Origin of the sequence: Acidihalobacter aeolianus (genome assembly GCF_001753165.1) — a bacterium.
Lineage (GTDB): Bacteria > Pseudomonadota > Gammaproteobacteria > DSM-5130 > Acidihalobacteraceae > Acidihalobacter > Acidihalobacter aeolianus.
The window spans coordinates 2,839,833-2,862,135 of record NZ_CP017448.1; the positions used below are offsets into that span (position 1 = coordinate 2,839,833).

Consider the following 22,303-nt stretch of genomic DNA (forward strand, 5'->3'; position numbering starts at 1 on the left):
AAAACGCGGGGGAGGCAAAGCCACCCCATCACCGAGGGCATCATGTCGCGATTGCTGTTCCTGCTGGCCCTGGCCGTAGTCGGCTATTACTTCTACCGAACGCTGATACGCCGCCGCACGCACAACGCGGACCATCGTACGACACGTTCGCTCGATGTCGTCCGCTGCCATTACTGTGGCCTGCTCGTGGAAAACGACAAAGCGCTGACTCATGCCGGGCACCACTACTGCTCCCGGGAACATATGGCCCGCGACGAAGCAGGTTCGACCTAATTATGTCGCAACGCGACTTCGCGGCTGACGACAAGCAGAATTGGCAGCCCTTGCGGCTGTTCAACATCTACCGCATCTTCGTGGCGACCTTGTTTCTGACGCTGTGGCGCTTCGGGCTGGCCCCGGACGCACTGGGCCATCTTGCCCCGCGCCTCTACATCGACACACTCATCGTCTATCTCGTCTTGGGTCTTTTGGCCATGATCGCAGCACGGCTGCGCTGGCCTCAATTCCAGGTACAAGCCACCCTGCTTGCCTCGGTCGACGTGTTGGTCGTCATTCTGCTCGCCCACAACAGCGGTGGCGTGACCAGCGGCGTCGAAGTCCTGCTGATTCCCGCCATCGGCGCAGTCGGTTTGTTGCTGTCGGAACTGAGTGCCCTGTTCGCCGCTGCGGCTGCCTCGCTACTTCTGCTCTTCGATCAGGTATACCTGCATTTGAGCGGGCAGCAGATCGATAGCGCGTATACACAAAGCGGCCTGCTCGGGCTGGCCCTCTTCGTTACCGCCGTGGTCAGTGCCGCCCTGGCGCATCGCGCGCGCGCCAACGAAGCGCTCGCCGTACGCCGAGGGCTGGACCTCGCCAACCTGGCCGAGCTCAACGAGCACATCGTCGAACACTTCAACACCGGACTTATCGTGGCCGAACCTCACGGGGAAATCCGCCTGATCAACAATGCCGCTTGGCAACTGATGGGACACGCGGCAGGCACCCAGCTAGGGTCTCTGGAAAACCTTTCCCCGTCGCTGTACACCACATTTCGCCAATGGCAAGCCACTCCTGACGGTTTGCACCGCCTCCTCGCGCAACCGGGCAGAGGCATGGAGTTGCGCGTGCGTTTCATACCGCTGGGCATCGATAATCAAGCCACCCTGATCACCCTGGAGGATCAGGCAGAACTCGCCGCACAGGTCCAGTCGGCCAAACTGGCATCATTGGGCAGGCTCGCCGCCAGCATCGCGCACGAAATCCGCAACCCGTTATCCGCCATCAGCCATGCCGCTCAACTCCTAAACGAATCCCCAACCCTATCCCCACAGGACAAACGCCTGGTGGAAATCATCCGCACCCAGGGGATCCGCATGGATGCCATCGTGGAAGATGTCCTACGACTTTCACGCAAGGACCCTCCACGCACCCGCCCGCTCGATCTGAAAGTCTGGCTGCAAACCCAGGCCGACGAATTACGCCAACGATATGAAAGCCAGGGTGGTAACGGTGTGGAACTGCACCTGCATCTTGACGACACCAACTTGACTGCCGTGTGCGATGAAGGACACCTGTCGCAGATATTCTGGAGTCTGTGCGAGAACGCCAGCCGCTATGGTCGGCGCCCGGACGACGAGCGCCTCGTACTGACTTTCGCAGCACACCGCCCGCCGGGAGCGCCCCAGATCCGGCTCGACGTCATCGACCAGGGACCGGGCGTACCCCCAGAAACGGTATCGCACCTATTCGAACCTTTTTTCACCACCTCGGCATCGGGTACCGGGCTAGGTCTTTATATCGCCAGCGAACTCTGCGCGCTTAACAGCGGCCATCTTGAATACATCCCGATGCCTAGCGGAGGAAGCTGCTTCCGCAGTTACCTACCCGCAGCGAGAGAGGCCGCCCCCCACCAGATTCCTCCCATACCGACTTCCTCGGATGCGAGCAGCGCCAACGCACGTTATATTGAGAAGATTGACTCACAAGTTACAGCAATGCAGGCCCAACAGTCGCCTGCGAACCGACGCGCATGAGCATCCAGCACGTATTGATTGTCGACGACGAACCGGACATCCGTGAGCTGCTTGAGATCACTCTCGGGCGCATGGGCCTGGAAACCCGTTCAGCAGGCGACATCCACGACGCCGAGGAACTGCTCCGTGACAATCGTTTCGATCTGTGCCTTACCGATCTCAGACTCCCCGATGGTTCGGGCATCGAATTGATCCAACTGATCCAACAGCAGCAACCCCATCTGCCCATCGCCGTCATCAGTGCCTATGGCACGATGGAAACCGCCATCTCTGCACTCAAGGCGGGCGCGTTCGATTTCGTCGCCAAACCCCTGGATTTGGAGCGCCTGCGCGCACTGGTCGGTAGCGCGCTGAAACTGAACCAGGATAGCCCGCCTCCGCAAAAAGAACGCCGCCGCCCACTGCTACTCGGCGACTCAAGCGTTATGCAGACAATTCGCGACACCGTCGCCAAGCTGGCCCGCAGCCAAGCGCCCGTCTACATCCACGGCGAATCGGGGACCGGTAAGGAATTGATAGCGAGGCAAATACATGACCAAGGTCCACGTCGGACCGCACCCTTCGTGCCGGTGAACTGCGGCGCGATCCCGCCCGAACTCATGGAAAGCGAATTTTTCGGGCACGTCAAAGGCAGTTTTACCGGAGCCAACAATGACCGCCCCGGATTATTCCAGGCCGCGCATGGCGGCACCCTGTTCCTAGACGAGGTGGCCGACTTGCCGCTCCCGATGCAGGTCAAGCTGCTGCGCGCCATCCAGGAACGGCGCATCAGGCCGGTCGGCGCAAATCAGGAAATCTCCGTCGATGTCCGCATCCTCAGCGCCACTCACAAGGACCTCTCAGCCGAGGTCGCCGCCAGCCGCTTTCGCCAGGATCTGTATTTCCGCCTGAACGTGATCGAACTCAAAGCGCCACCGCTGCGCGACCGGCCCGGTGACATTCCCTTGCTAGCTGCGCACCTACTCGGCCGTATCGCGGCACGTTGGCAGCAGCCTCAGCTTAGCCTAGCCGACGACGCACTGCAGGCACTCAGCCAATACGCATTCCCCGGCAACGTGCGCGAGCTCGAAAACATCCTCGAACGCGCCGCCACATTGTGCGAGGGGCAGACACTTCACACCCATGACCTGCAGTTGTCCGCACCCGCTACGAATATGGACACCCCCCCCACCCCGGCTTGTGTACCCGATTTCATCCAGGAATCTGCCCTGGATACTCAACTGGCCAATCAGCAGCGAGATGTCATACGCCGCGCACTGGAAAAAACCCGTTGGAACAAGACGCAAGCCGCAGAGCTTCTGGGTATCAGCTTCCGCCAGCTACGCTACCGCCTCAAGAAACTGGGGATCGAGTGACGTTTTTTGTCACTTATTGACACACAAGGTCAGAATATGACTCTAACCTCCGGTTAAACTGGAAGAAAAAGCCTTATTTTCCTGGCACGAATCATGTATTACCCTATTCAGGGCGCTCGCAGAGCCCAACTAGCCACCCCACAGATTACGTAGTTCATTCTGGAGAGAGCACCATGAAGAAAGTACAACAGGGCTTCACACTCATCGAATTGATGATCGTGGTGGCCATCATCGGCATCCTGGCCGCCATCGCCATCCCGGCCTACCAGGACTACACCATCCGCGCCAAGGTCACTGACGGTATCAACTTAGCTGCTGCCGCGAAGACGGCTATGGCGTCAACATATGCTTCAAATGGTACTTTTGGCGGTGCCAATGGCACAAATAGCTACTTTGGCTTGGCGCCCGCGGCCTCCATAACCAGTCAATATACCCAGTCCGTAGGCGTGAAAGGACGAACGATCACGATTACCTACTACGAACTCGGTAACAACACGTCCGGCGATCAAGTTGACTTCGTTGCCACACCCACTGGCGGTGGTATCAACTGGACTTGCTTTGCAGGTACAAAGGCTACCCAGACGGTGGGCGGTGTTTCAGTGCCAAATCCCAACACCACCAAACCATTGCCGGCTAAATATGTGCCCGCTAACTGCCGCTAACTGACAACAACAAGCGACCTGAAGACTTCGAACAACACTTCAAACGCGATAAGCAAAACGATCCAGGAACTTCAGGCCTGAGCTGGCGCCCCGCCTTAGAGCGGGGCATTTTTTTGCCCGTCGCCAAGCCACGACCCGGCAAGCAACACCATAGATGGCCTATTGTTTGCTAGCATTTATAGATAGACAGCCTATTACAACGATACAAAACGCGGGCACGCATTATGAGTACGAGCGCACACAAGCAACGCGGCTTCACGCTGATCGAACTGATGATCGTGGTGGCCATCATCGGCATCCTGGCCGCCATCGCCATCCCGGCTTACCAGGACTACACCATCCGCGCCAAGGTAACCGAAGGGCTATCGCTCGCTGACGCGGCCAAGTCAGCAGTCTGGGATACCTACTCAAATCTAGGCACTTTCCCCAATCCCGCAAGCAACGCAGTTTACGGTCTGCCCACGACCATCTCCGGCACTAACACCAGCAATGTCACGATCGGCGCTTATGGATTGATCACCATCACCTTCAAGAACAACATGGGCGGCACGGCCAATGGCAAAACGCTGCTGCTGCAACCCGCCTCTAGCGGCGGCACCATTACCTGGACTTGCTACGCGGCTGGCAAGGCGCCACTGCCGCCATTGAGTAACAACACCGCCACCCTGCCAGGCAAATACGCCCCGGCCGTTTGTCGCTGATCCCACACGCCCAGTCGTAAACAACTGCGAACCCCGCTGACTTGTGGCGCAGGTCCGGTACAATCCGGATTTCCCCGTTCGAGGTACGCATGCCAATGCGAAGCCGCCTTTTCATCTGGGCCTCCCTGATCCTCGCTGTACTACTTACCGTTTTTATCTACTGGCCCGGTGTACACGGCGGTTTCACGCTCGACGACTACGGGAACATCGTCGATAACGCCACGCTCCACATCCATAACCTGCGCATCCAAACGCTGATGGCGGCCGCATTTTCAACCCATTCCGGGCCACTCGACCGTCCGCTCAGCATGCTCAGCTTCGCCCTGGATGAATACTTTTGGGGGCCTGGCCCCTATTCCATGAAGGCAACCAACATCTTCATTCATGCGGCCAATGGCCTGCTGGTGTTTGTCGTTGCCACACTGATTCTGAATGCCTACCGCCGTTTCCGACCCGATCTTTCGCCATCCCTACTTGCCTGGACAGCAGTCGCTATCGCTGCTGCCTGGTTGCTCCTGCCGATCAATCTGACCGCCGTACTCTACATCGTACAGAGAATGACCAGCCTCTCTGCGACGTTCGCACTGATCGCTATTGCCCTATACCTCCAGGGTCGCTTACGTATGCTCGAAGGCAGATCCGGCCTATGGCTGATCTTTCTGGGATTTCTGATCTTCGCGCCGTTGAGTGTGCTGGCCAAGGAAGACGGCGCACTCATCCCCGTCTACACCCTCATTCTCGAATTCACGCTCTTCGGCTTCGCCCGCGCGGACGGACGACGGGACCCTCGCTTATTTGTCATGTATCTGGTGCTGCTTGTTCTACCCGGCGTGCTTGGTCTGATCTGGATGTGGCCGGGGATACATGCCAGTTTCGAACACTCCGGCCGACTTTTCACCATGTGGGAACGTCTACTCACCGAACCACGCGTAATGCTGCTTTATATCGCCTGGTCTCTACTCCCCAATCTGGGTGTACTTAGCCTATACCACGATGATTTCCCATTCTCCACGGGTCTTCTCTCACCGCCGACCACCTTGCTTTCGATGCTCGGCATTGCCGGTCTTGTAGCACTGGCAGTCTGGCAACGGCGGCAACGCCCCCTGCTGAGCCTGGGCATTCTATGGTTCCTAGGCGGCCAACTGCTCACTGGGACCATTTTCAACCTGGAACTCGTCTTCGAACAACGCAACTATCTGCCAGATTTCGGATTGCTACTCGCACTATTCTCGATGACCCTGCTGGAATCCCCGATCGAGCGACTTGCCATGGCACGGCGGGTCCTGATTGCAGGTCTGATCGCCCTATATGCCGGCATTACTGCCCTGCGCGTTCACGAGTGGGCCAACCCTATCCGCTTTGCGATAATTTCGGCGGCGGCGCATCCACATTCGCCACGCGCCACCTATGGCCTCGGTCGTACTTATGCAAACCTAGTGGATAACGCGCAGTCGCCCATGCTGCCGCTTGCGACAAAGGCTTTGGAAAAGGCCGAAGCCGTACCGCACACAAGTATTCTCCCCGCAAGTGCGCTGCTGATTCTGCATGCAAAACTCAAACTCCCCCTCAAGCAGCAGTGGTGGCAGAACGTCGACAGAATCCTGGCACACCCACCACTGACGCCCCAAGACATCAACGGACTGACCGCCATGGTCAATTGCAGTACCCATGGCTGTGCTTTCCCCAAAAAACCCATGATTCGGATGTTCAACGTCGCCATGAAACACAACCCGGGCAACGCTAACCTAGCTACCATCTACAGCAACTATACGCTGAACACGCTGCATAATTTTCCGTTGACATACGATTTAATGAGTCAAGCCGTTAAGCTTGCACCAGACGTTTCCCAGTACTGGGTCAACCTCGCCGAACTGAATATTTATCTGGGGCTATACAAACAAGCAGAAGCTAATATGGCGAAGCTGCGCGCACTAAATCGTTTTGGACATCTTGACGACGCCCTTAAGAGCCTACATGCACGCCTCGAAAAAACGCGCGCTGAGCGATCCGCTGTGAAAAACGCCACACTAGTGCCCCCACCCCCAAGCAAAGCCGCGGCCAATGAGTAAACAACATATCAGCATCGTGATCCCAGCCCGAAACGAAGCAGCCCATCTTGAAATGCTGGTCGGAGAATTGCGGCGACGACATCCTGATGCTGAAATCCTGCTCATCAGCGACGGATCCACGGACCGGACAGCCGAGGTCGCAATAGCCTCGGGAGCCACGCGTGTCATCGAGCACCCTTACGCCATCGGCAACGGCGGCGCAATCAAAACAGGAGCACGACAAGCGACTGGGGAAATCATTGTTTTCATGGATGCCGACGGTCAACACAAACCCGCAGATGTTGCACCTCTCATCGAACGTCTATGCGAGGGGTTCGATATGGTAGTCGGTGCGCGGAGCGCCGGATCCCAAGCCTCTCTCGGACGGTTAGCCGCGAATACGCTCTATAACAGGCTGGCCAGCTGGGTAACCGGACATCCTGTTCTGGATCTAACCTCTGGTTTTCGAGCCGTGCGCGCGTCTCGCTTTCGCCAGTTCCTATACCTGCTCCCCAATGGCTTTTCCTACCCCACAACTGCCACCATGGCCTTTTTCAGGGCGGGCTATTCAGTGGCATATCTACCTATCGAAGCGCTCAGACGCGAAGGTAAAAGTCACGTCAAACCTCTACGGGACGGAATTCGCTTTTTGCTGATCATATTCAAAATCGGCACACTCTACTCACCGCTCAAGGTATTTGTTCCAGCTGCTGTTTTTTTCTTCGCGCTGGGTCTGATCCGCTACATCTATACCTACCTATACAACGGCACTTTCACCAACATGAGCGTGCTTCTGTTCATCACCGGAGCGCTGGTTTTCCTGCTTGGTCTTATATCCGAGCAGATTGCAAATCTGATGTATGCCCGCACGGATATCGACTCACCTTGACTGACCGCCCAGACGTTCTCATCCTCACGCGCAATCTACCTCCATTAATAGGCGGCATGGAACGCCTCGTCTGGCACATCGTCGAGGGGTTATATCCCGAATGGCACACTCATGTGATAGGCCCAAGGGGCTGCCGTGAATATCTGCCTCCAGAAGTCGACTCAAGGGAAGTGCCAATCCAGCCGCTTTGGCGTTTTCTGCTGCACATCAAGCTTGCGGCTTTGCACCAGGCCTTCCGCCTGCGTCCGAAACTTGTCATTGCAGGCAGCGGCCTGACCGCCCCCTTCGCCTGGCTGGCAGCGCGTCTCGTAGGGGCCCGGTGCATGGTCTATCTACACGGACTTGACGTCGAAGCCAGGCATCCCATTTACCGGCTTGCGTGGCGCCCGTTCTTCAGACATTTCGATCACGTACTGGTGAATAGCCGCTTCACCCGCCAGCTCGCGGTTGCGGCTGGCGTCGCCAGGTCACGTATCAGCATTCTGCATCCAGGAGTTACACTACCGGAATTAGCTCAGGCGAATGACCAGCGTACCCAATTCCGCAACCGCTACGCACTAGGCGAAGTCCCGCTTATGCTCTACGTCGGGCGGATCACCGCACGCAAGGGCCTTGCCGACTTCATACGCTGGTCACTGCCCAACATCATTGCCAGCGTCCCTGCAGCGAAACTCGTTGTGATTGGCGACGTCCCATCTGGTGCACTACTCGGCTCCACCGATGAGCGCGCACGCATCGATGAATTTCTACACGCTGTCGGTCTGGAGCATTGCGTCGTATTTCTCGGTGCACGCGCACATGACGATCCCGAACTTGATGCAGCCTATTTCGCCGCAGACGTGTCCATTTTCCCAGTACAACAACGCCCCTACGACAACGAAGGTTTCGGTATGGTGGCCATTGAGGCGGCGGCGCACGGCTTGCCCACCGTTGCCTTTGACGTAGGTGGTATCGGAGACGCTGTAGCCGGGGGCATCTCGGGAGAGCTGATTTCACCCGCGCAGTTCGAGGACTTTGCACGTGCCGTATGCACCTATCTGCTGAACTCTGAAGAAGATAGACAGGTACTTACCAGTAGCGCGCGGGTTTTTGCCACCAAATTCGCTTGGCCAGAATTCGCTGTGCATCTACGAAACACCTGTCGGGATATCACCATCGCAACTGGAACGCCATGAAGTCGAACGCTGCACCAAAGCGCCGACCACATGCCACACATGACATGATGTCCCGGTGGATGAAGGCTCAGAAAATAGAACGATTGCTCGATCTGCAAGGTCGATCCCAACCCATCCGCCTACTGGAAATCGGAACGGGGGCGGGCGGTATCGCACACTATTTCGCTCACCACGCATCCCTGCACTGCGAAGTCGCAGCTGTGGATGTGACGGATCAGCGGATACTGCCCGACGGGTATTCGTTTCATCTGGTGACGGACACCACTTTGCCGTTCCATGAATCCTATTTCGACGTTGTTATCAGCAACCATGTCATTGAGCATGTTGGGGATGAAGCAGCCCAACTCGATCACCTGATCGAAATCCGGCGCGTCATGCAACCTGAGGGCATCGCCTACCTTGCCGTACCGAACCGCTGGATGCTGATAGAACCCCACTACCAACTCGCCTTTCTAAGCTGGCTACCACAAGCATGGAGGAGCCCCTACCTGCGCCTGCGCGGGCGTGGCAGCGATTATGACTGCGCTCCACCTACATTGTCCCGACTAGAAAGCATGCTCATCCATGCACAGTTGACCTTCGAAAACATCTCAACTCTCGGCTTGCATACCACACTAGATATCGAAGGCGGTGGCTTGCTCGCCGCCGCCATCTCGCAACTGCCCGATGCACTCCTGAACCGGCTGGCTTATCTGAATCCAACCCTGATCTATAGATTAAGGCGACCATGAACACGGCACCGCCCACGCCTGCCGTGTGGTTTCCTGCCATTCGCGCTGGTAGCGGTGCAGATGTCTTCACCGAACGACTTGTCGCAGGGCTCCAGGAAAGAGGTATACGCGCAGAAATCACCTGGTTGCCGCATCGCGCTGAGTATGCACCCTGGAGCGTGGCCGCCCCCCAACCACCACGATGGGCAACAGTCGTACACGTGAACAGCTGGTTGCCACCTCGCTTCGTACCTCGCCAGCTGCCGCTCATTATGAACATGTTGCATTGCGTGCATGACCCCGCGCTGGCGCCGTACAAGAGCATGCCGCAGAAACTTTATCACCATTGGTGGATTAAACCGACGGAGCGAGCGCTTATCCGGCGCGCACGCCATATTGTCGCGATCAGTCGCTACACCGCCGACCGTACACGCGAAGCTTTCAGGACAGGTGACATCTCCGTGATCCCCATCGGCATCCAGCCGGATGGTCCTTTCCAGCCGCCACACGCCCAGACCTCAGCGCATCATCCCTTTCGCCTCCTATTCGTTGGTAACTGGTCAGCACGCAAGGGCTGCGATCTACTCGCCCCGATCATGCGGACACTGGGCAAGGATTTTGAGCTATGGGCGCTGACGGGCTTAAGAGGCCACCGCCCAGACAACCTACCTGCAAATGTGCGGCTTTTGGCACGACGCGAGAACGAAAATGCGCTGGCTGAGCTCTACCATGAGTGCGATGCTTTGCTCTTTCCCTCACGTCTGGAAGGATTTGGCATGGTCGCGCTGGAAGCCCAGTCCTGCGGACTACCGGTCGTCGCCACCAACGGCTCTGCGCTGCCCGAAGTGGTGGAAGACGGCGTCTCTGGTCTACTCTGCTCCCCCGAGAGCCCGGAAGAATTCGCTCAGGCGGCACGCCGTCTTGCGGAGGACAAAGGAGTTTTCGATTCTTTAAGAATTGGCGCTAGGCGGCGTGTGATCGAATATTTTGATATGGGACGCATGATCGACTGCTACATAGCGCTGTATGAATCGACGTTATCCAGATAAGGCCGCCAAGCGACGCAATTCCGCCGCCATCACCTCGGCCGCCTCGTGCCAGCCGGGAGCAGGACATGCTGCTGGCCGCGGCCTTGCCAACACGGTGTCGAACCCGGCTTCAAAACCCTCTACCGTGGGCGGCACATACACAGCATCTTCACCGCCAGCCTCCCTGATTTCGGGAATATCCGTAGCAAGCACACGAGCACCGCAGGTACGCGCCTCCAGAGCAGGAATACCGAAACCCTCATAACGTGACGGAAAAACAAAGGCCTCGGCAGCTGCGTAGAGACAGGCAAGTTGTTCATCGCTAACGTAACCCAGCCAGCGAACGCCCTGCGTCTTTGCTTCCTCCAACAAACCTTTCAATCTACGATTTTTCCAACCCGGAGCTCCAACGAGGAGCAGTTGATAACCCAGCAAGCCACCCTTTTGTTTGCCACGAACAAAAGCGTGCAGCAATGTTTCCAAATTTTTACGGGGTTCGAGCGTACCTACAGCCAAAAAATAGGGCTTTTCCACGCCCAGGTCACGCAGATGTGCAGCCGAAGCCGCCTTATCTTGAGGACCAAACGGCGATGTGACACCAGGGCGCGCGATAGCATCAGTGAGAATACCTAGTTCCTTCTGCAAGCGTGACGCCGTACCCGCAGAAATCGCAACTCGCGCATCGGCCGAACTCACATCCGCCACATACCACAAGCGATGTGCAAGACGCGTGAGCCCAGGCATGGACCCAGGAAACAATAAATAATTCAGATCATATATTGTACTTAATATCTTTATTTTTAAATTTCTTCTCTTGTGTAGAGCAAGCGTTCTCGAAGCCCAGAAGACATCTATATTGTCTAACTCACAATGCTTGCTTATATAACGCTTCAACCAAAAATACGAGGAAGGGAAGCGCCAACCTCCTACACGGGATACCCATCGGCTTGATGGCAAATCCACAACCAGTGCGGTATGGCTATATAGGAAAAATTCCGCTTCCGGAAGTTTTTCATCTAATTCACAAATAATTTGCAAAACATAGCGACCGATACCCGTTATTCTGCCGGACAAAGGTGTCGCATCAATACCAATTCTCATTTCAATCACCAGAACCTGCCATCAATGCTTACAGAGCCATCATCGATTGATCAGCCAACGATTTACGTCGAACAGGATTTTCGCCCTTCTGACGTGACCATAACTCTCCATAGCAACACCCCCATGCCGACTTCGGCTGCATACGTGGCCACTACCGCCCCCTTCCAATTCCAAAGTGGAATGAGCCACAGATTCAACAACACGTTAACGGCAACACCAGCCACCAGAACCGGGGCAACGACCCGTTCCCTGTCTTTCCCAATCAACAGATTCTGAGTCAGTAATCTGGGCAAACTGATCAACGGCAGCCAGCACAACCATTTCAGCACATCAACCGCTGTCTGGTATTGGTTCCCCAGAAGTACAGGCAACCAATTGGCGAATAAGAACAGGAGAGCGGCGGAAGCAGTCGCATACAGCAACGGCAATGGCAGCAGCGTCATACCGGATTTCAACATGGAGACGTTTCCTTTCGCGCCCATTTTGAAAAATCTGGGCATGCCAGCCATCAACAGCGCATGCAATGGAATCACTGCCAGATCGACCACGCGATACCCGGCGGAATAGGCTCCAGTCACCGCTAGATCGGCCAAACGTGCCAACATGATCTTATCTACGTCGGCATAGAGTTTGAGAGCGCTTCCGCCCACGGCATAGGCTGCCCCCCGGCGCATGACCGGCAGCGTCGCACGTAGCGCCGGCAGGCGCGGTCTACCCAGATCCTCTCTGATCATCAACGACATATAAACTGCCGAGACGAGACTGGCGAGAAAGTACAACAACGCCCAGAGTCCCAACCTGTTCGCTGCTGCCAGCCGCGGAGCAATTATCAACAAACACACCACCGCCACAATACGCGGCAAAATAGGCAGCAACACTAGCCTGGCGGCACGACCGATCCTTTCGTGCCCCTGATATGCATTCACACAGGCCAGAGTGAACGGCATGCAAATGAGTTCAGCAACCCCGATAAAAAAGATCGCAACCCACGAAATGCCAACTGGCAATATGGCCCATGCACACGCGCCGTAAAGTGCGAGTAGAATCGGACCGGTCACGGCAAGAACAACCAGAGTATCGCCCCAGGCACCGGCAAATGCAGCGGGGTCACGCGCTACATTCCGCAGCATCAGAGTCGATGCCCCCAACCCTGCGAAGGTACCCATCGCCGTAGCTAGTGCCAAAACGGCCGCATACGCGCCATATCCATCAACACCCAACACACGTGCAACGATAAGAAACACAACCCCCTGCCCCAGGGTTCTGCCCCACATCGCCAGACTCATCAGCAATGTCCCGATCGCTAGTCGGCCTGGACGCCACGACAACCATCGTCGGTAACCTCTTCCTCCATTGCTACGCCATTTCATGCGACATGCATCCTGACCGTTACGAACGCTAGAACCTTCGCTAGTAGATAGACCTAGTAGATAGACAATGGCAGCACTCAACACTCGCCCACAACACCTACATTGACTTTGTACGTGTAAGCGCTAACATACTGACATTATTAAGCTAATAATGCAGAGTCCCCGGGAGCCCCATAATATGTCAACTCCTGCGGCGCAATTGAGACTCAGCGGCCTCGCGCGCCACCTGGTTCGTAATGGACTACTCAAAGAAGATGAGGCATACGGGCTGCAGGAACAGTCCCAGCAGAAACGTATACCTCTAGTCAGCCTTTTGGTAAAGGAACGGCGGCTGAGCGCCGGCCAAGTCGCCTTGGCTGCAGCCGAGGAGTTCGGTATCCCGCTGTTTGACTTGGAGGCATTCGACATTGAATACCTGCCCAAGGGCCTGATCACCGAGAAGTTTGTACGCCAGAACCGCGCACTGCCCCTATGCCAACGCGGCAACCGCTTGTTCGTCGCCATTGCAGACCCCATGAATCTGGCTTCGGTCGACGAACTCAAGTTCAATACCGGGATCCAAACCGAACCACTGATGGTCGAGGACGACAAGCTCGACCGCGCCATCGAAGATGCCCTCAATGCCATGGATTCGTCCATGACGGACCTGATGGGCGATTCTGATTTGGAAGGCCTCGACCAACTCGAGGTCGCCGACGCTCCAGAAGAAAACGAAAACACAGCCACTACTGCGGATCAGGACGACGCTCCCGTAGTCCGTTATGTCAACAAGGTGCTGCTCGATGCGATCCGGCGCGGCGCGTCGGACATCCATTTCGAACCTTATGAGAAGTACTTCCGCCTGCGGCTGCGCGTAGACGGCATGCTGCATGAGGTCGCCCGACCTCCTGTCGCGATGTCAGCCCGCATCGCTTCCCGAATCAAGGTCATGTCGCGCATGGACGTGGTCGAGCGGCGCAAACCTCAGGACGGAAGAATCAAGCTTCAGATCAGCAAGAACCGGGCAATCGACTTTCGTGTGAACACCTTGCCCACGCTGTTCGGCGAAAAGATCGTGCTGCGTATACTTGATCCCAGCAGCGCCAAGCTCGGTATCGAAGCTCTGGGTTTCGAGGAGGATCAGCGTGAAATCTACCTCAACACACTGAAACGCCCCTACGGCATGATTCTCGTCACCGGGCCTACCGGTAGCGGCAAGACCGTCACGCTATACACGGGACTCGGCATTCTCAATACCGAGGATCGCAACATTTCGACGGCAGAGGACCCAGCCGAAATCAACATGCCCGGCATCAATCAGGTCAACGTCAATCCGAAAGTGGGCCTAACCTTTGCCGAGGCATTACGCGCATTTCTGCGTCAAGACCCGGATGTGGTCATGGTGGGTGAGATCCGCGACCTCGAGACCGCTGAAATCGCGATCAAGGCAGCACAAACAGGACACCTGGTCCTGTCGACCCTGCATACCAATGACGCCCCACAAACATTGACACGCCTCATGAACATGGGTGTGCCAACATATAACATCGCAAACTCGGTTTCCCTGATCATTGCACAACGGCTCGCACGTAGACTGTGCCCACATTGCAAACAGCCTCACGACGTGCCACACGAGACTTTGATCGATGAAGGCTTTTCTCCGGACGAGGTCGCAGAACTCAAGATTTTCAAGGCCAATCCACAGGGCTGTAACAAATGCAGCAGCGGCTACAAGGGACGCCTTGGCATCTATCAGGTCATGCCGGTATCGGAGGAGATGGGCCGACTGATCATGGCCGGTGGCAACGCGATGGACCTCGCAGAACAGGCAAAAAAAGAAGACATCGATGACCTGCGCACATCTGGGCTCAGAAAGGTACGCAGCGGCATCACCAGCTTGGACGAACTCAATCGCGTTACCAAGGACTGACCGCCACAACCCGCATAGAGACCCGCTATGGCACAGAAGGCACTGAGCAAATCCATCTTCGTCTGGGAGGGTGTGGACCGCAAAGGTATCCGCATCAAGGGCGAATACGAAGCGCAAAGCGAGGCTCTGCTCAAGTCGCAACTCAGGCGGGAAGGTATCAACCCGACCAAAATCCGCAAAAAAGCCAAATCGCTGTTCGGTGGCGGCAAGAAGATCAACGGCAAGGATATCGCAATATTTGCGCGCCAGCTCGCCACCATGATGAGCTCTGGTGTCCCCTTGGTGCAGGCGCTCGACATCATCGCGCAAGGGCATGACAAGCCGGCCATGCAAAAGATGGTCTACGGGCTCAAAGGCGATGTCGAAGGCGGCAATACACTCGCCGATGCCTTGGGCAAATACCCTGAGCAGTTCGACGAACTTTTCGTCAACCTCGTGCATGCCGGCGAACAATCGGGCTCTCTCGAAACCCTGCTCGACAAGATCGCCACCTACAAGGAAAAAACCGAAGCCATCAAAGCAAAGATCAAAAAAGCGATGATGTACCCTGCAGCCGTGGTCAGCGTGGCCTTCATCGTCACAAGCATCCTATTAATCTTTGTGGTGCCTGAATTCCAGAAGCTTTTCAACGGGTTCGGTGCATCCCTGCCCGCATTCACGCTCTTCGTGATCCACTTGTCAAAACTTTTCCAGGCGTGGTGGTGGGCCATATTTGGCGGTATCGGCGTTGGCGTCTGGGCATTCGTTCGTGGATACAAGCGCTCACAAGCTTTCCACCGCATGATCGACAGTTGGACCCTGCATGTTCCAATTTTCGGTGCTTTGGCCAGCAAGTCCTCCATCGCCCGTTTCGCACGCACACTCTCAACCATGTTCGCTGCAGGCGTCCCCCTGGTCGAGGCGCTGGAATCCGTCGCAGGCGCTACCGGCAATATGCTTTATGCCGAAGCCACTCGGAAAATGCGCGAGGATACCGCCTCGGGGACTCAATTGCGCCAATCGATGCGCCAATACACCAACCTGTTTCCCAACATGGCCATGCAGATGGTGGCTATAGGAGAAGAATCTGGCGCACTCGACAACATGCTGTCCAAGGTGGCCGACTTTTACGAGGAAGAGGTCGACGTGATGGTCGACGGGTTGTCCACCCTGCTTGAGCCCTTGATCATGGTTATTCTCGGCGTGATCGTCGGCGGTCTCGTCATCGCCATGTACCTACCGATCTTCAATCTCGGCAAGGTCGTCTAAGCACTCTGCTGGCGGGAGACGTCCCGCCAGACGCTTTTCCATTCAATGCAGCGCGGGCGATGACCTCTTCATTCCTGATCTCGTACTTCGTCCTGTTGGTCATCATCGGACTAGTCGTGGGAAGCTTCCTCAATGTGGTGATCCATCGCCTACCACGCATGCTGGCTAGGCAGTGGCGTGAGGAATGCGCTGCACTAGCTGCCGAAACGCCCGCCCAAGACATGCAACCCTCCTTGCCCCCCTACAATCTAGTGACACCCCGTTCCGCCTGCCCTGATTGTGGGCATGCGATAGGCCCTCTGGAAAACATTCCGCTCATTAGCTATCTCTGGCAGCGTGGCCGTTGTCGCGCCTGCAAGGCCAGGATATCGCCACGCTACCCCTTGATCGAACTAATGGGTGCGGCACTCGCCGCAATGGCCGCTCTCCGTTTCGGCTTCAGCTGGGAAACCCTGGCTGCTGTCGTGCTTGGTTGGAGTCTGCTCGCATCCGCGGCAATCGACCTCGAAACCCAGCTCTTGCCAGACGTAATCACACTCCCGCTGCTTTGGATGGGCTTGCTGGTTAACCTCGACGGACTGTTCGTGCCGTTGCATGACGCAGTCGTCGGCGCTGCTGGCGGTTACCTGAGTCTTTGGCTGATCTACCACCTATTCCGCCTGCTCACCGGAAAAGAAGGTATGGGTTACGGCGATTTCAAGCTGCTCGCGCTGATTGGCGCGTGGCTGGGTTGGCAGCAGCTACCGCTGGTTATATTGCTCTCCTCGTTGGTCGGTGCTGTGACCGGGCTGACACTGATGGCATTGCGCCGACACCAGCGCGAGATCCCAATCCCCTTCGGGCCCTACCTTGCCGCCGCGGGCTGGATCGCGCTGCTATGGGGACCTCAGTTGACCGATGCCTACCTGCGCTTCGCGCACATAGGCGGATGACATTCCGCGTCGGACTCACCGGCGGTATCGGTTGTGGAAAATCCACGGTATCCGAGCTCTTTGCCGCTCGCGGCATCCCGGTGATCGACAGCGATCTGGTCGCGCGCGAGCTCGTACGCCCAGGCGAGCCGGCATTGGCGGAAATCGCCGCGGCATTCGGCCCAGAAGTATTACATGACGACGGCACACTCGACCGACGCGCGCTGCGATCCAGGGTGTTCAAAGATGAAGAGATGCGTCGTCGACTGGAAGGGATACTCCACCCTCACATCAAGAGCGTCCTCGTCACCCGTAGCGCCTCGGCGAATGCCCCCTACACCATACTGGTAGTGCCACTCCTGCTCGAGAGCGGCTGGGAAAATCTGGTCGACCGTATCCTCGTCGTCGACTGCGCGCCAGAGACCCAGATCCGCCGCGTGATTGCGCGAGACGGATGCAACGACGCCGATGTCCGCGACGTCATGCAGGCTCAGTGTACACGCGAAGCACGTCTCGGCCGGGCCGACGATGTCATCCGCAACGAGGACAGCGACCGACACTTGCTGGATGCACGAGTAGCGGAACTAGACGTGCGCTACCGAGAGGCCGCGCGCGTCTAGCCCAGCCTGCTAAAGCAAGGGCTCAGCTCCCGGCTTGGGGGTTATTCAAACCGAACAGCCACGGCGCCTCGACACTGTGCGTTTCCATGCTGTGCCTGTCTAGGGGCTGGGCATTGAACCAGTACCGAACCAACACACCACCGGACAAATTGGTGTAATTCTGGCTGTTGTCCGAACCGAAAAATCCGCTTATGAACAGATGCGGCGTCCACGCGTAGGTACCCGTGAACTTCAAGCCATAGGCGACACTGCCCACGGTGTTCGAGGGGTAGTAGGCATTCCCGGACAATGTCTGCATGCCCGAATCGAGTGGGAAGTATTGGCTGCTGTTGCTGTGAAATACCTGCCAACCGACCAGCCCGCTGAAACGGTAGTTGAGTCTGTGTGCCGCGGTGCCCTGCCACTTGAGGGTCAGTGCGGGACGGAAATAGTACTGCGGACTGAAATATCCGCCCTGGCCGTAGGTGAAGTGGCTGGAATCGTTCGAGTAGAACATGGAAAGAAGATCGAAGCCCAAGGCGATGCGAGCCTCGCGCTGGTCCACGATGCGCCAGTTCGCCCCCAGATTCGCCTCCACGCGCGTATTGGTCTGCACGTGCTGCCCTTCCAGCGCGGCCAGGCTGAGGCTGCCATACAGCAAGCGCTCCTCGTTACCAGAACCAAAGCTGATCCCGAGTCCGTTGACAAATACACCACCCCACACCAAACCGGTCTTCTGGTCCTTGATGCCCGCATAGGACAACACGCTGTCACGCATGGCATGTCGGAACAGGTCGAGCGCAAGCGGACCACCCGACGGCTGCCAACGCAAAGACGCGATCAGACTGTGTTCGAGGAAACCCAGAGGCGAGCTGCCTACCGTAATGCCCAGATTGGGACGGTCTAGGCTCATCGCTAGCCCCAGGCCACTCGCCTTGGCGTATGTTCCCGGTTCGGATCCGTAAATCGGCGCGGTACCTATCTTCGCCCCGCTGCTCACCGTACCCGCATCCACGGCAATCGGTGCCAGCCGTACGGTAACACGCGTGTTGTAATCGACCGCCGTGCTGCCTTCGAACTGACTGCCGAACAGGGTCATCTGGTCAAGCCCCTGCGTACCGCTACGCGCGCGGGCGTAGAAGGCCGCATCCACATAGGGACTCATATGTCCCTCGATCGCGGCTAGCTCATCACGAATTTCCTGCCGTGCCTTCGGAACATCTGCCATGGCGACACCCGTTTTTACCTCGGGCAAAGGCCCTGTTGCCGCAACCTTAGCGCCGACTGGACCCGCGAACGGGTAACTCTGTGCTGGGGCCGCTGCGGCGAACGGATAGCGCTTGTCAAAGCCATTGGCAGCTACAGAGCCACCCATCGTCTCGCTCGCTGGCAAAACCGGTTCCGGCAGGCTGGCCAGCGCGCTGCGGAGTGACTTGCGTGCCATATCGGCATTGCCCTGCCGCAAATCGACTTTCGCCGCCAACATTTTGAGGCTCACATCGTCAGGTCGGCTGGCCAGTCCCTGTCGCACCCATTTTTGTGCCTGCGCTGTATCGCCTGCAGCCAACGCTGCGCCGACTGCTGCCTGATAGCCTGCCGACGTTTTGCCGGGGCCAACCTGGCGATATATGGTCAACGCTTCCGAAAAATGCCCTTCCTGAATCAACAGATCAGCGCGCACTCTCTGCACGCCCGGGTCGTTCGGGTAAATGGATTCCGCGCCGCTGACGATGGCCTCAGCGATTTGCGTATTCCCATGATCAAGTGCGTGCTGCGCCTCTCGCCGGGCAGCATTGAGATAAAGCGAACGCACTTGATCGGTCTGGTCCGAGGTCAAATCCTGACGACCCAACAAGGCAATCAAGCGGGTATGCAATGCCACATCATCGTCGGACTGATACAGCAACCAGGCCAGTTGCAGCTGTAGGTCGACTGGAGCAGCCTTACCGTCCCTGGCAAGCGCGGCGCGCAAACGGGCAATGGCCTCTGGCCGATGCCCCGTCGCCGCTTCCGCCCACGCCACAACGCTCGCATAATCCGGCGTACCCTGTAAGTCGCGCTTGACGCCGTCAGGTATGCGTCGGTTCGCCGCGAGCAACTGTGCGGGGCTGTCCATCTGCTGGAGTGATTGCAATGCGGCCAGCCAGGCCTTGGGGTCGTCGGGAGCCGCCTTGGTCAACCGGGCGAAAATACGGCTGGCCTCCTGACTCTGCCCCATCCGCTGATATGCCCCTCCCAAAGCCGCCAGGGCAGCAGGGTCTTCCGACTTGAGGTTGAGTGCCTGCCGATAGTCGTTGACCGCACGTTGATAATCGGCGACGGCGACGGCCTGTTGGCCAGCCTTCATCCACGACCAGTAACGCGCGTTACGTGCAGCCTTGGCAAGACGTGCCCGGTCCGCCGCGCTACGCGTCATACCCTCTGCACGACCGTAGTAATCCGCCGCCCGCGTGAAATCCTGCGCGCGCATGGCCACATCGGCCAGACCCTCCTGAGCTTTCGCGTTATGCGGATCGCGCGTCAGGATGGAAGTAAACATCTCGCGGGCACGGTTCAGATGACCCGCCTTGAGCGCTGCATAAGCGTCAGACATCTCGCGCCCATGACGGCGCTGGCGCTCGATTCCCGCCTGCAACCCCTCGGCCTGGCGCAGATTCGCCGCCAAAACGGAATCCCGGTGTTTTGCCAGATACGCCCGCAAGTAGGGTATCGCACGCGGATCCTTGCCCATCCAGCCCAGCGCTTCGCGCCAGTGCGCCTGCGCGCCCGGGACCTTATCTTTTGCCAGAGAGGAAAGAATCTTGATGCCCTCGATCCGAGTCTGCGCGTGATAGCTCAAGAGTTGGCCTAGCACCAGCCGATACGCGGTTTCATGGGGATGCAACGTCACCTGGGTGCGCAGTTCGCTCACTGCGGTCTGCCAACCGCCGGTGACCTTGGCCAGAGTCTGGTAATAGGTCTCCGCCCATTTAGGTGGAGGTGGGCCCTGAAACACGTTCCGATAGGCGGAGACTGCAGCGGCGTATCGTTTCTCGCTGGTCAGCCGTGCCGCCTCTGCAAGCTTCGGACCCGCACCGGGGCCCAAAACCAGCAGGCCGCGTATCTGGTCGATGGCCGGATTCTGAGGTGCCACCTGTTTGAGGCGGTCGAGATAACGCTGAGCTTCAGCGAGTCTCCCCCGACGAGCATCGTACAGCGCCAACCCCGCCAAAGCCGTCGGCTGTTTGGGATCGGCCGCGAGCACCTGCTCCCAGCTCTTGGCTGCCAGATCTTCGCGTCCGTGCATTTTCCAGTATTGCGCGCGTTCGATCAGTAGTTGCACTGCGCTGCCATTGCCCGATGCCGCGGCCAGAGTCAGTACAGGTGCGCCCATGGTCAGCACGCCCGCAATCAGGGTGGGCATCCAGATTCGTCGCTTCATCGCCAGTTCACCTCAAGATTGCCTTTGGAATCGAAGCGGTAGATCCCCCCCAGGTAACCCAGCGCGAACAGCGCCAGATTCTGGTCGTAATAATGCGCCGGACGGCCATACAAACCATCCGCTTGGCGACTCCGCTCGATAATTTCAAGTTGTTGTTTAAAAAGTGAAGTTGTACCCAAACTCCGCAGATAGGGCAGTAGTGCGGCGGAAAAACCGACGGGACCATCACCCACGGCATCGCCCGTAGCCGTGTTCACCGAAACCGGCGGCACGGCATGAGTGTGCAGATAATTCGCCATGCCCCATAACGCGCCGATACTCTGTTGTGCGCCCGGCATATCATCCGGCGTCATACCGGCCCACAGGTACACGCGTATCGCATCGTAACTGCCTCTGTCAGGGGAGCGTTCGGCGGGACCGAAGCCCTTGCTCGGGCACCAGCCGACCCAGTTCGGCGTGAAGCCGTGCGGGGAAACGGACTGTAACAGCGTGGGAAGCGCATGCGCCATGTCGGTCCATGGTGCTCCCAGAACGTGCCCCATTCCCTGCAGCACCGGCAATGGCATATAGCTGGGATCGAAGGTGTAGCAACCCGATCCGTCCGGCCCGAAACCCTTCCGCCCCGGCAGCAGCAGCGGCCCCACACCCGGCAGGTTCACCACTTCCTTCAGCGCGATCGCGGCAGCCAGGCCGCGCCCCAGCTTGGTGTAGCGCTCGTCGTGCCACAGACGCCCCGCCTGCAACAGCGTATAGGCCATCCAGAGATCGGCATCGGAGGCCGAATTCGGATCGATCACCCCCCATGTGCCGTCCGCCCGCTTGCCCCACAGCCAGGCCGGCAGTCTTGCGCCGAGTTCGTCAGCAGCCAGGTTTTCCCGGGTCCACTGCAGCAGCTTGGCGAATACGGTCGGTTGGTTGGACACCAGGGCGAAGAACAACGCATAGGCCTGCGCTTCCGACGTCGTCCGCTGGTCCTCGTAGGCACGGTCGATCACCCGCCCCTGAGCATCGATGAAGGACTTGGCATAAGCCGTCCACAGCCGGCCGAAGAGATCGGGGTCGACCGCGCTGTGTACCTGGCTGCAGGCGGACAGCAGGATCAGCAGCAAGCCGATCCCGCTTCCGCGCAGCAGGTTTAACAGAGGTGCAGCGGCCCGCATG

At 57.8% G+C, this 22,303-nt stretch carries 18 protein-coding genes; 14 read left to right on the forward strand and 4 right to left on the reverse strand.

Features of this window, described 5'->3' with window-relative positions; all coding sequences use genetic code 11:
* Positions 1-42: 42 nt before the first annotated feature.
* The 10 genes from BJI67_RS13195 to BJI67_RS13240 all read left to right on the forward strand — a co-directional run bounded on the left by BJI67_RS13195 (position 43) and on the right by BJI67_RS13240 (position 10,604).
* Positions 43-273: a PP0621 family protein gene (locus BJI67_RS13195; protein WP_070073415.1), complete on the forward strand. Its 231-nt coding sequence runs from the start codon at positions 43-45 to the stop codon at positions 271-273.
* Between the two features lie 2 nt (positions 274-275).
* On the forward strand, positions 276-2,015 hold the full coding sequence (locus tag BJI67_RS13200) for a two-component system sensor histidine kinase NtrB (RefSeq protein WP_070073416.1): 1,740 nt from the start codon (positions 276-278) through the stop codon (positions 2,013-2,015).
* Positions 2,012-3,370 (forward strand): sigma-54-dependent transcriptional regulator, encoded by a 1,359-nt coding sequence (locus BJI67_RS13205; RefSeq protein WP_070073417.1) that lies wholly within the window; start codon positions 2,012-2,014, stop codon positions 3,368-3,370. The genes BJI67_RS13200 and BJI67_RS13205 overlap by 4 nt, the downstream gene beginning before the upstream one ends.
* Positions 3,371-3,543: 173 nt before the next feature.
* A complete protein-coding gene (locus BJI67_RS13210) occupies positions 3,544-4,032 on the forward strand; it encodes a pilin (protein WP_070073418.1) in 489 nt (162 codons plus the stop codon).
* Between the two features lie 224 nt (positions 4,033-4,256).
* Positions 4,257-4,733, forward strand: coding sequence for a pilin (locus BJI67_RS18125; protein WP_070073419.1), 477 nt, complete (start codon positions 4,257-4,259; stop codon positions 4,731-4,733).
* Between the two features lie 89 nt (positions 4,734-4,822).
* On the forward strand, positions 4,823-6,802 hold the full coding sequence (locus tag BJI67_RS13220) for a hypothetical protein (protein ID WP_156782149.1): 1,980 nt from the start codon (positions 4,823-4,825) through the stop codon (positions 6,800-6,802).
* Positions 6,795-7,670 (forward strand): glycosyltransferase family 2 protein, encoded by an 876-nt coding sequence (locus BJI67_RS13225; protein ID WP_070073421.1) that lies wholly within the window; start codon positions 6,795-6,797, stop codon positions 7,668-7,670. Before BJI67_RS13220 ends, BJI67_RS13225 begins: the two co-directional genes overlap by 8 nt.
* Before the next feature lie 56 nt (positions 7,671-7,726).
* Positions 7,727-8,845, forward strand: a complete 1,119-nt coding sequence (locus BJI67_RS13230) for a glycosyltransferase family 4 protein (RefSeq protein WP_083250877.1) — start codon at positions 7,727-7,729, stop codon at positions 8,843-8,845.
* Positions 8,842-9,576: a class I SAM-dependent methyltransferase gene (locus BJI67_RS13235; RefSeq protein ID WP_083250878.1), complete on the forward strand. Its 735-nt coding sequence runs from the start codon at positions 8,842-8,844 to the stop codon at positions 9,574-9,576. Before BJI67_RS13230 ends, BJI67_RS13235 begins: the two co-directional genes overlap by 4 nt.
* 200 nt (positions 9,577-9,776) lie before the next feature.
* Positions 9,777-10,604, forward strand: a complete 828-nt coding sequence (locus tag BJI67_RS13240; RefSeq protein ID WP_197513113.1) for a glycosyltransferase family 4 protein — start codon at positions 9,777-9,779, stop codon at positions 10,602-10,604.
* On the opposite strand, the gene BJI67_RS17035 is transcribed toward BJI67_RS13240, so the two are convergent.
* Together BJI67_RS17035 and BJI67_RS13250 are read right to left on the reverse strand one after the other, a co-directional pair.
* Positions 10,593-11,684 carry a glycosyltransferase family 4 protein gene (locus BJI67_RS17035; RefSeq protein ID WP_083250879.1) on the reverse strand — a complete coding sequence of 364 codons (1,092 nt, stop codon included), beginning with the start codon at positions 11,682-11,684 and terminating at the stop codon, positions 10,593-10,595. The genes BJI67_RS13240 and BJI67_RS17035 overlap by 12 nt on opposite strands.
* Before the next feature lie 62 nt (positions 11,685-11,746).
* On the reverse strand, positions 11,747-12,970 hold the full coding sequence (locus BJI67_RS13250; protein WP_070073425.1) for an oligosaccharide flippase family protein: 1,224 nt from the start codon (positions 12,968-12,970) through the stop codon (positions 11,747-11,749).
* Between the two features lie 262 nt (positions 12,971-13,232).
* Here BJI67_RS13250 and pilB point away from each other — a divergent pair, with 262 nt between their 5' ends.
* From pilB to coaE, 4 genes are read left to right on the forward strand one after another with little or no spacing between them, the layout of a single operon-like run.
* On the forward strand, positions 13,233-14,963 hold the full coding sequence (gene pilB, locus BJI67_RS13255; protein WP_070073426.1) for a type IV-A pilus assembly ATPase PilB: 1,731 nt from the start codon (positions 13,233-13,235) through the stop codon (positions 14,961-14,963).
* Positions 14,964-14,990: 27 nt separating this feature from the next.
* Positions 14,991-16,211, forward strand: a complete 1,221-nt coding sequence (locus BJI67_RS13260; RefSeq protein WP_070073427.1) for a type II secretion system F family protein — start codon at positions 14,991-14,993, stop codon at positions 16,209-16,211.
* A 59-nt stretch (positions 16,212-16,270) separates the two neighbouring features.
* Positions 16,271-17,143: a prepilin peptidase gene (locus BJI67_RS13265; RefSeq protein ID WP_070073428.1), complete on the forward strand. Its 873-nt coding sequence runs from the start codon at positions 16,271-16,273 to the stop codon at positions 17,141-17,143.
* Positions 17,140-17,742, forward strand: coding sequence for a dephospho-CoA kinase (coaE, locus tag BJI67_RS13270; RefSeq protein WP_070073429.1), 603 nt, complete (start codon positions 17,140-17,142; stop codon positions 17,740-17,742). Before BJI67_RS13265 ends, coaE begins: the two co-directional genes overlap by 4 nt.
* A gap of 22 nt (positions 17,743-17,764) precedes the next feature.
* On the opposite strand, the gene BJI67_RS13275 is transcribed toward coaE, so the two are convergent.
* Together BJI67_RS13275 and bcsZ are read right to left on the reverse strand one after the other, a co-directional pair.
* Complete coding sequence (locus tag BJI67_RS13275) at positions 17,765-21,142, reverse strand: cellulose synthase subunit BcsC-related outer membrane protein (RefSeq protein WP_083250881.1); 3,378 nt, start codon at positions 21,140-21,142, stop codon at positions 17,765-17,767.
* On the reverse strand, positions 21,139-22,302 hold the full coding sequence (bcsZ, locus tag BJI67_RS13280; RefSeq protein ID WP_083250882.1) for a cellulose synthase complex periplasmic endoglucanase BcsZ: 1,164 nt from the start codon (positions 22,300-22,302) through the stop codon (positions 21,139-21,141). The genes BJI67_RS13275 and bcsZ overlap by 4 nt, the downstream gene beginning before the upstream one ends.
* Position 22,303: the final 1 nt, after the last annotated feature.